The 7,642-nt window shown below is 40.8% G+C and carries 9 protein-coding genes; 4 read left to right on the top strand and 5 right to left on the bottom strand.

The window, feature by feature from the left end:
* The first annotated feature begins 162 nt into the window (after positions 1 to 162).
* Entirely contained in the window at positions 163 to 930 is a 768-nt protein-coding gene (locus IQ246_RS05330) for a phycobilisome rod-core linker polypeptide (protein ID WP_194000812.1), read from the top strand.
* Positions 931 to 1,104: 174 nt separating this feature from the next.
* On the opposite strand, the gene IQ246_RS05325 is transcribed toward IQ246_RS05330, so the two are convergent.
* The 3 genes from IQ246_RS05325 to IQ246_RS05315 form a co-directional block, all read right to left on the bottom strand.
* The gene (locus tag IQ246_RS05325) at positions 1,105 to 2,058 is read right to left on the bottom strand and encodes an RluA family pseudouridine synthase (protein ID WP_194000810.1); all 954 of its coding nucleotides are present in this window, start codon (positions 2,056 to 2,058) and stop codon (positions 1,105 to 1,107) included.
* On the bottom strand, positions 2,055 to 2,792 hold the full coding sequence (locus IQ246_RS05320; protein WP_194000808.1) for a Uma2 family endonuclease: 738 nt from the start codon (positions 2,790 to 2,792) through the stop codon (positions 2,055 to 2,057). The genes IQ246_RS05325 and IQ246_RS05320 overlap by 4 nt, the downstream gene beginning before the upstream one ends.
* A 77-nt stretch (positions 2,793 to 2,869) precedes the next feature.
* Positions 2,870 to 3,565: a Uma2 family endonuclease gene (locus IQ246_RS05315; RefSeq protein ID WP_194000806.1), complete on the bottom strand. Its 696-nt coding sequence runs from the start codon at positions 3,563 to 3,565 to the stop codon at positions 2,870 to 2,872.
* 162 nt (positions 3,566 to 3,727) lie between these two features.
* On the opposite strand from IQ246_RS05315, the gene IQ246_RS05310 reads away from it, so the two are divergent.
* The 3 genes from IQ246_RS05310 to IQ246_RS05300 all read left to right on the top strand — a co-directional run bounded on the left by IQ246_RS05310 (position 3,728) and on the right by IQ246_RS05300 (position 6,768).
* Positions 3,728 to 3,937, top strand: coding sequence for a hypothetical protein (locus tag IQ246_RS05310; RefSeq protein ID WP_194000804.1), 210 nt, complete (start codon positions 3,728 to 3,730; stop codon positions 3,935 to 3,937).
* Between the two features lie 1,333 nt (positions 3,938 to 5,270).
* The gene (locus IQ246_RS05305; RefSeq protein WP_194000802.1) at positions 5,271 to 6,350 is read left to right on the top strand and encodes a response regulator; all 1,080 of its coding nucleotides are present in this window, start codon (positions 5,271 to 5,273) and stop codon (positions 6,348 to 6,350) included.
* A gap of 40 nt (positions 6,351 to 6,390) precedes the next feature.
* Complete coding sequence (locus tag IQ246_RS05300) at positions 6,391 to 6,768, top strand: PleD family two-component system response regulator (protein ID WP_194000799.1); 378 nt, start codon at positions 6,391 to 6,393, stop codon at positions 6,766 to 6,768.
* Between the two features lie 68 nt (positions 6,769 to 6,836).
* Here the strand turns inward: IQ246_RS05300 and IQ246_RS05295 are convergent, their stop codons facing one another.
* Both IQ246_RS05295 and IQ246_RS05290 read right to left on the bottom strand, forming a co-directional pair.
* The gene (locus tag IQ246_RS05295; protein WP_194000797.1) at positions 6,837 to 7,181 is read right to left on the bottom strand and encodes a type II toxin-antitoxin system PemK/MazF family toxin; all 345 of its coding nucleotides are present in this window, start codon (positions 7,179 to 7,181) and stop codon (positions 6,837 to 6,839) included.
* Entirely contained in the window at positions 7,174 to 7,365 is a 192-nt protein-coding gene (locus IQ246_RS05290) for a hypothetical protein (protein WP_194000795.1), read from the bottom strand. The genes IQ246_RS05295 and IQ246_RS05290 overlap by 8 nt, the downstream gene beginning before the upstream one ends.
* Positions 7,366 to 7,642 lie beyond the last annotated feature (277 nt).

Raw genomic sequence — 7,642 nt, 5'->3', positions numbered from 1 at the left:
CCCCCATACCCCATGCCCAATGCCCCATGCCCCATACCCCACTGAATTCCCCTTGGTTAAGTTTCGTGAAACTTTATCAGAATTATGAGGTTCTGATCCAACTACTCCCTTAATATGTGATTTAAAGTTGTTAATTTTAATTAAGAACATGGAGGCTTTATAGTGGCACTTCCTCTATTAACATATGACCCTTCAAGTCAAAACCAGCGTGTAGCAGCGTATGAAGTACCGGGTGATGAACAGCCCAGAGTTTTCTCTACAGACAATCTGCTTTCTCCATCAGATCTAGGTAATTTGATCGAATCTGCATATCGTCAGATTTTTTTCCATGCCTTTGCAGCCGATCGCGAACCATTCCTAGAGTCCCAACTCCGTAATGGACAGATTACAGTGCGGGACTTTATTCGTGGTTTGTTGCTTTCCAATACCTTTAAAAAAAGCTTCTACGACCTCAACAGCAACTACCGCTTTGTGGAACATTGCGTGCAAAAGGTTCTCGGTCGCGACGTTTACAACGAGCGGGAAAAAATTGCCTGGTCAATTGTAGTTGCTACCAAGGGTATTAAAGGCTTCGTTGACGAATTGCTCAATACTGAAGAGTACTTGAGCAATTTTGGATACTCCACAGTTCCCTATCAACGACGTCGAGTATTACCATCCCGCGCTGAAGGTGAATTACCTTTCAACATCAAGTCTCCACGATACGATGCTTACCACCGTGCCAAACTGGGCTTCCCACAAATCATTTGGCAGGTAGAAGTACGGAGATACACCCCACAAGACCAAAAGCCCAAGGCTGGCGATCCATCTCTATTCCTGGGTATGGCACAAGATATCAATGCGACTGGCAATCCTCCACAACGGATCTCGCCATACAATATTGATATTGAAAAGTCTGTACCTTATAGACAACTAGCAGGCATTAAGTAACGATTTTTCGTCTGCATCTGGCTAGTACACAGCCTTAAATTATCTTATAGCGTGCATAAGTCCTGGGTTATGTAGGAGTTTCATTTAGGTATAACTAATGAAGTACACTCTATCCCATGTCTGATGCACGCTAATTGTTTAGCGAATACCACGTTTAAATCACACACTTTTTTGTCAAAGTGTAATTCGTCTTTGCAAAACCTCCAAAAGCTTTGTAAATGTTCTGGGAGGGGGAGCTGTCACCTCAATCGACTCCGCAGATAGGGGATGTTGCAACTTTAGACGCCAAGCGTGCAGTGCTTGGCCGGGCAAATTTACCCCCACTGAATGGCCAGAACTATAAACTGGATCACCAACGATTGGATGACCGATTTTGGCGCTGTGGACGCGAATTTGATGAGTGCGTCCAGTTTCTAATTGGAAGTGGATTAATGTGTAATTACCTAAGCGTTCTAGTACTCGCCAATGAGTGACGGCAGATCGTCCGCCTTGTTCAACGTGTATAATAGCCATTTTTTTGCGGTCTTGTGGATGGCGACCGATGGGCAAGTCTATAGTACCACTTTCAACTTGTGGCGCACCGTAAACCACGCCTAAGTATTCTCGCTGGGCGGTTTTTGCCTGGAGTTGTGCTTGTAGGCTTTGATAGGCAATATCTGTCTTGGCAATTGCGATCGCCCCTGTTGTATCCTTATCTAGTCGATGGACAATTCCTGGACGTTGGACTCCCCCAATTCCTGGTAAGTTGGGACAGTGTGCCAACAGGGCGTTTACCAGAGTACCATCTGGATGACCAGGTGCGGGATGAACGACTAAGCCTGCGGGTTTGTTGAGAATCAGTAACTGATCATCTTCGTAGAGAATATCTAAAGGAATATCTTCTGCTTGCAGTTCTAAGGGTTGCGCTTCTGGTATTTCCAGGGTGATGCGATCGCCTGATTTGACATTTATTTTCTTAGACGTGCAGAATTTGCCGTTAAGTTGCACGTTACCCTGTTCGATTAACTGTTGGATGCGGGAACGAGATAAATCTGATAATTCTTGGGAAAGATAGCGATCAAGGCGTTCGCCTTTGGCGTTGGCAGAGCCATCGCTACTTTCTTCAACTTGTAAATTAAATTCGGTCACAATTGCTCTGGATTAATTCCCTGTTCTTTAAGTAAAGCGCGAAGTGCTTCTAGTTCACTTTCTGCTTGTTCAGCTCGTTGGCGTTCTTGTTCAGCTCGTTGGTGTTCTTGTTCAGCTCGCTGGCGTTCTTGTTCAGCTTGAGCTTGGGCTTGTTCCCGTTGTTGCGCTAGTTCTAAATATGTCAGAAACCGCTGCCCATCAGGACGATAAATCTGAAGTTCGCTATCTGACAATTCAAAGCGAATACTGAGACGGGAACTTACCCAACCAGTCATTTGGGGAATTTCAGCTAGTTCACTACCAGAACGTAACCAACCACTTAATTCACCTGTCTCTGGATCATATAAGTAATATTCTTCTACCCCATAGCGCTCGTAAAATTTGTATTTAGCAATCATCTCTTTAGCACTATTGCTAGGAGAGAGAATTTCAAACACCACTTGTGGGGGAATATTATCTTCTTGCCATTGTAGGTAAGAACCTCGGTCTGCTTTTGGTCTGCCAAAGACTACCATGACATCAGGCGCTCTGCGGGTGACATTATCCCCCTGAACAGGATACCAAAATAAATCGCCGGCAACGAATACATTAGGGTCATCAGCAAATAAAAGATCCAAGTTCTTTTTAATCAGCACAATCAACTCAAACTGTTTTGTATTTTCTGCCATTGGCTGTCCATCGCTTTCGGGGTAGACAATGGCTTTTTGGCTGGAAGATGGTAGCTGAGTGACCATTGCTATACGTCCAATTTCACAAGTGTATTGTCAATGTTAACGAACTGAAGGTTCTTAAACTTGTAAATTAGAGTCGGTTACAATTGCTCTGGATTAATTCCCCGTTCTTTAAGTAAAGCGCGAAGTGCTTCTAATTGAGCTTCTGCTTGTTCAGCTCTAGCTTCCGCTTGTTCAGCTCGTTGTCTTTGTTGCTGTCGTTGCTGATCTAGTTCTAAATAGGTGAGAAAGCGATCGCCATCAGGACGATAGATTTGCAGTTCTTGCTCAGACAACTCGAAGCGCACTCCTAATCTAGGACTCACCCAACCAGCCATTTGGTCAATTACTTCTAATCGTGAGTTACGAAGCTGCCAACCTGTCAAGTCCACTACATCAGGTTCATACAAATAGTATTCTTCTACACCATAACGCTCATAAAACTCAAATTTCTTCGCCATTTTGGAGAGACGATTTCCAGGCGACCAAATTTCAAAAACTACTTGTGGAGGAATATTATCTTCAAACCACTGTTGGTAAGAACCCCGGTATCCTTTCGGTCTACCAAATACTATCATCACGTCGGGAGCTTGGCGGAGCTTGTTATCATTTTCTACGGGATACCACAGTAAATCACCAGCCACAAACACATTAGGATCGTTGGCAAACAGCAGTTCTAAATTATCTTTAATCCATACAATTAACTCAAACTGCTTGGTATTGTCTGCCATTGGCTGTCCGTCGCTGTCGGGGTAGATGATGCCTTTTTGGGTAGAAGATGGTAGCTGTGTGACCATTGCGGTGATTCCCATTTAACGGGTAGCACTCTTAATTTTAACGAATTGCCAAGGAAGGGAGAGATTTAACGGCGTAAGCGAGTCATGAGGCTATACAGGTGCAGGATACTCCAGAAAATTAGACTCGCAACTACACCGGTTGCAATACTCCACCAAAACACTGTGGTTTGGAAAAAGGGGATATTTTGGGGTGGCTGTTCTTGGGCAAGAATAACAGACGATGCTATTTGGCTAGTTGCTAGGCCAATACCTGCGATCGCTACAGTATTGTTGAGATTGCGATCGCGCTGTACTTACTCAATTTCTACTACACCGCGAATAGCGATAGTCACCTTTTTTAATATGGCTGATTCTGCATTTATACTTAGATAATTTATTTTTTATCTTCTGCTAATTCCCGCAGACAGTTTATGACATAATTTAGTGTATTTACTAACTTTTCTTTAACATCTTAATATCTGTTACTTTTAATAATTTAAATTTTTATGCTACATTGCTAGTACCAAATAATTCATTCCTTTAGAAATGTAAGTTAATAACATAATAAAAGTGTGTTTTACTGTACCTTGTCCGCGTATCCGGATAATGCAACGAATAAATGTCTCAGACAATTTCCAGGAATCTAATATTAATTTTTATTCATATTTTATCTAATTATTTCTTATAAAATTTACATATTATTTTGATTTTCACTTTAAATGTAATGTATAGTAATCTTAGTTTTAGTAAGTAATTTACTTCCCATCTACCATTTAACTGAAAATTGTTATTTTTAAGGTATGCACTATACTTCTTGAGTTTCGCTGCGAATTCGAGAATTGGACACTTTTAATTGTGCAGGGTGACTATTCATCGCAACACAACTTGAGAGCGTGTTTTCATTCCTTATGAACAGATTATCTTCTGCTGAGTCGGTCGTGATTGCATCTCACTACATACCATCACTGCATCAATTATCAACTGACCAACCTCTAATAGGAGTTTACCATTTTTGTTGCTCAAGGGATGAATTTGCTTAAGTATTGTAAAGAAAAGCTCTACAATCTAGAACTTAAGTAATACCTTGAATAATTATAAATACTTAGTTGCATGTAATACTCTTATTATTCATAAAGCCATCTCAGCTGCTAATCTCTGACTTTGCGCGTTTCATCTGAAGATAAAAGTCTGAGCATGGAACTACAGAGGAGACAGATTAACACCTTCTTCCCTAACCAGACACAGGGAATATTACATCCAGCCTACAAGTTAAATGCACATCAGCTTGCAAAGCGTATCTTTTTCCATGTTGCCGACTGACTACAACCTTACACCAATAAATACCCTCATCTGCAATCTTTTCGCTCTCTATGCGGCTCTGAGGCGTTGGTCTACACGTGTGGTTGAGTTAGGGTTAGACCAGTCAGATTAGCCAAATATACAGAAAGTAAATTGGATTTTTGGAATACTGTTTCCATGAAACCAATTGAGCCATCTTGCTATTTGACAACAGTACGGCTTGGTTTGACATAATAAATTGTGATTTGTGCATTCTAGCTTAGCAGAGATTGGCAAGTTAGGTGTTGGGGGGTGTGGAATCTCTGTACTAACTTAAGTGTGACCGCTATATTGATCTAACAGTGCCTACAACAATGTCGCTGTGAATTGCGAAAAGGTAATTTACCAATTTTAACTGCGAATATCAATTTAATCCAGAGCCGTCCCGATGAAGACACTTCCTATTAGTAGATATAGATTTTTTCAAAAACTCCAGCCATTATCTCTATTGAAAAAGATTACTGGTAAGTCTGTGACTGGTTGTTTGCAGGTCTTTAGTACCTCAGGTTCTTGGTCAATATATATAGACGAAGGTAAATTAATCTATACCTGCTACTCAGAGAAAATGTTTGAACCTCTGTACAGAAACTTGCAACGCTTGAGTCAGCAAATTTCTACCCTTCCTCGTGGAATTCATGAGCAGTTGCGAGCGATATTTGAAACTGGTATTGAAAATCAGGCGATACCGAATCCAGATTATTTAGCTATTTGCTGGTTAGTCAATCAAAAATATATTAGCCCCTCTCAAGCGGCGATACTGATAGAGCAATTAGCGCTAGAAGTTCTTGAGTCATTTCTGAACTTAGAAGAGGGTAGTTATGAATTTATTCCTGAAAGCTTTCTGGATGACATGCCAAAGTTTTGTCATCTGAATCTTCGCCTACTAGTCGAACATTGTCAAAAGCGATCGCCTGTTTCTCCAGTGCAACCCTCGCAATTTTTGCCGACAAATCAGCCACAAACTTTAACACAGGCTGCTCAAAAGTTGCTCAATCTAGAGAACGGGAATCCACCAGTAGCATACGCTAACCGCCCTTCAACTAACAGTATTAATACTATCGATAATAGTGGCAAGCAAATTGTACCACCGCCTGCTGACAAAAAACTCTACACAATCTTTTGTATTGATGATAGCCCTACAGTTTTGAATGCAATCAAAAGTTATTTAGATGAGCAAATGTTTTCGGTTGTGGGAGTCACCGATTCTTTGAAAGCTTTAATGCACATCATCCGCGCTAAACCAGACCTGATTTTGTTGGACATTTCAATGCCTAACTTAGATGGGTATGAGCTATGCTCTTTGCTACGTAAACACTCATATTTTAAAAATACACCCGTGATTATGGTGACAGGAAAAACGGGTTTTATCGATAGAGCTAAAGCCAAGATGGTCAAGGCATCCGGCTATTTAACTAAGCCCTTTACACAAGGAGACTTACTGAAAATAATCTTCCAACACATTGTTTAATTTCTTAATAGAAAAATAACTACGCTTTGGAGATTCAAGGTTGAGTATTACTTTGATTGGCACAATTTTAGTTGTCAAAGATTCTTTGAGCGAATTGGAATTAATCAGTCATTTTCTTAGAGATAAAGGTTATAACATCATTAAAGCCACTAGCGCTCAAGAAGCTCTGGAAATAGTCTTAGAAGAAAAACCGGATGCAATTGTTACCGATGTAGTAATGCCAGGAATGAGCGGATTTGAGTTGTGTCGCTTCCTCAACATAAATCTGACTAATCAAAAAGTGCCGATTGTAATTTGTAGTAGTAAAAATCAGGCAATTCATCACTTGTGGGCGAGGAAACAAAGTGCTGACGCCTATATAACTAAGCCATATACGCTTGAGCAGCTACTGAGTGTTATTCAATCGATTAAGGTATAAACATTTATTTTATTGTGATTGCGGATAATGCGATCTAATTTTATATGCCGCTGCAACCAACGTCCAGACTACTTCTCATGTTCCTCAGTGTTTTCATCTTTAAGTCCTAGCCATAAGAGTAGCGCCTCCTCCACTTCTACCATTTGCTTTGGTGTCAGACTTCCTAGCTTGCGTAGAAGTTTTGCATGAGGTATTGTAATGATGTTTTGAACGTCAAATACTCCTTCTCGAAGGAACTTAGCTTTAACTTGCACCTCAAATCTTGAACTGCGTGGGCTTGTTGTATGTGGGATTAAAGTCGATAATGCACGGTCTTGCTCTAAAGTAGGAACACTGATTACTAAACATGGTCTGACTTTTGCTACATAGCCCAGATCGACGAGCCAAACCTCTCCACGATCAGGACTACTCATGAGCAGATTCTTGTTTATCTAACTCTAGAAAAAGACCTTCAGCAGTCAACACTAAATCCTCATTCGATAAAGGCGGAAAGTCTAAATGCGTTACTCGCTTTAAAATCTCTGATGCCAGTTCTAGCTGTTCTGAGTCTGTCAATTGATCGAAGCTCTTCAGGAGTTTCTGTACAACAGCAGTCATAATCCTTTTCCTCGGATTTGTCAGATCTGATCGATTTGATTTTCTTGTGACCAGTTTATCTGCTTTCTAAATTTATTCCATACATTATAAACTTCTCCAAAAACTTGGTCTTGAGCATTGCATATTATGAGCGTTTAATCTGTCAAAAGTCACGCATTCCAGAGTCCAGAATTACTATTGACTTTTGACCCTTGAACGCCAGTTCACTCAACGAGGAGAACTCCCGCACGTGACTGGCTCCTCTTGACTCTGGACAACCTTCATGAGTCAATAGTTT

The sequence above is a fragment of the aff. Roholtiella sp. LEGE 12411 genome, assembly GCF_015206995.1.
Classification (GTDB): domain Bacteria; phylum Cyanobacteriota; class Cyanobacteriia; order Cyanobacteriales; family Nostocaceae; genus Komarekiella.
The sequence above is the reverse complement of the archived record's forward strand: the minus strand, read 5'-3'. Positions and strand labels throughout refer to the sequence as shown.

Excerpts from the sequence above, each read along its gene's own strand:
- IQ246_RS05320 (WP_194000808.1), bottom strand. The coding sequence starts at position 2,792 with ATGGTCACTCAGCTACCATCTTCCAGCCAAAAAGCCATTGTCTACCCC.
- IQ246_RS05315 (WP_194000806.1), bottom strand. The coding sequence starts at position 3,565 with ATGGTCACACAGCTACCATCTTCTACCCAAAAAGGCATCATCTACCCC.
- IQ246_RS05305 (WP_194000802.1), top strand. The coding sequence starts at position 5,271 with ATGAAGACACTTCCTATTAGTAGATATAGATTTTTTCAAAAACTCCAG.
- IQ246_RS05295 (WP_194000797.1), bottom strand. The coding sequence starts at position 7,181 with ATGAGTAGTCCTGATCGTGGAGAGGTTTGGCTCGTCGATCTGGGCTAT.
- IQ246_RS05290 (WP_194000795.1), bottom strand. The coding sequence starts at position 7,365 with ATGACTGCTGTTGTACAGAAACTCCTGAAGAGCTTCGATCAATTGACA.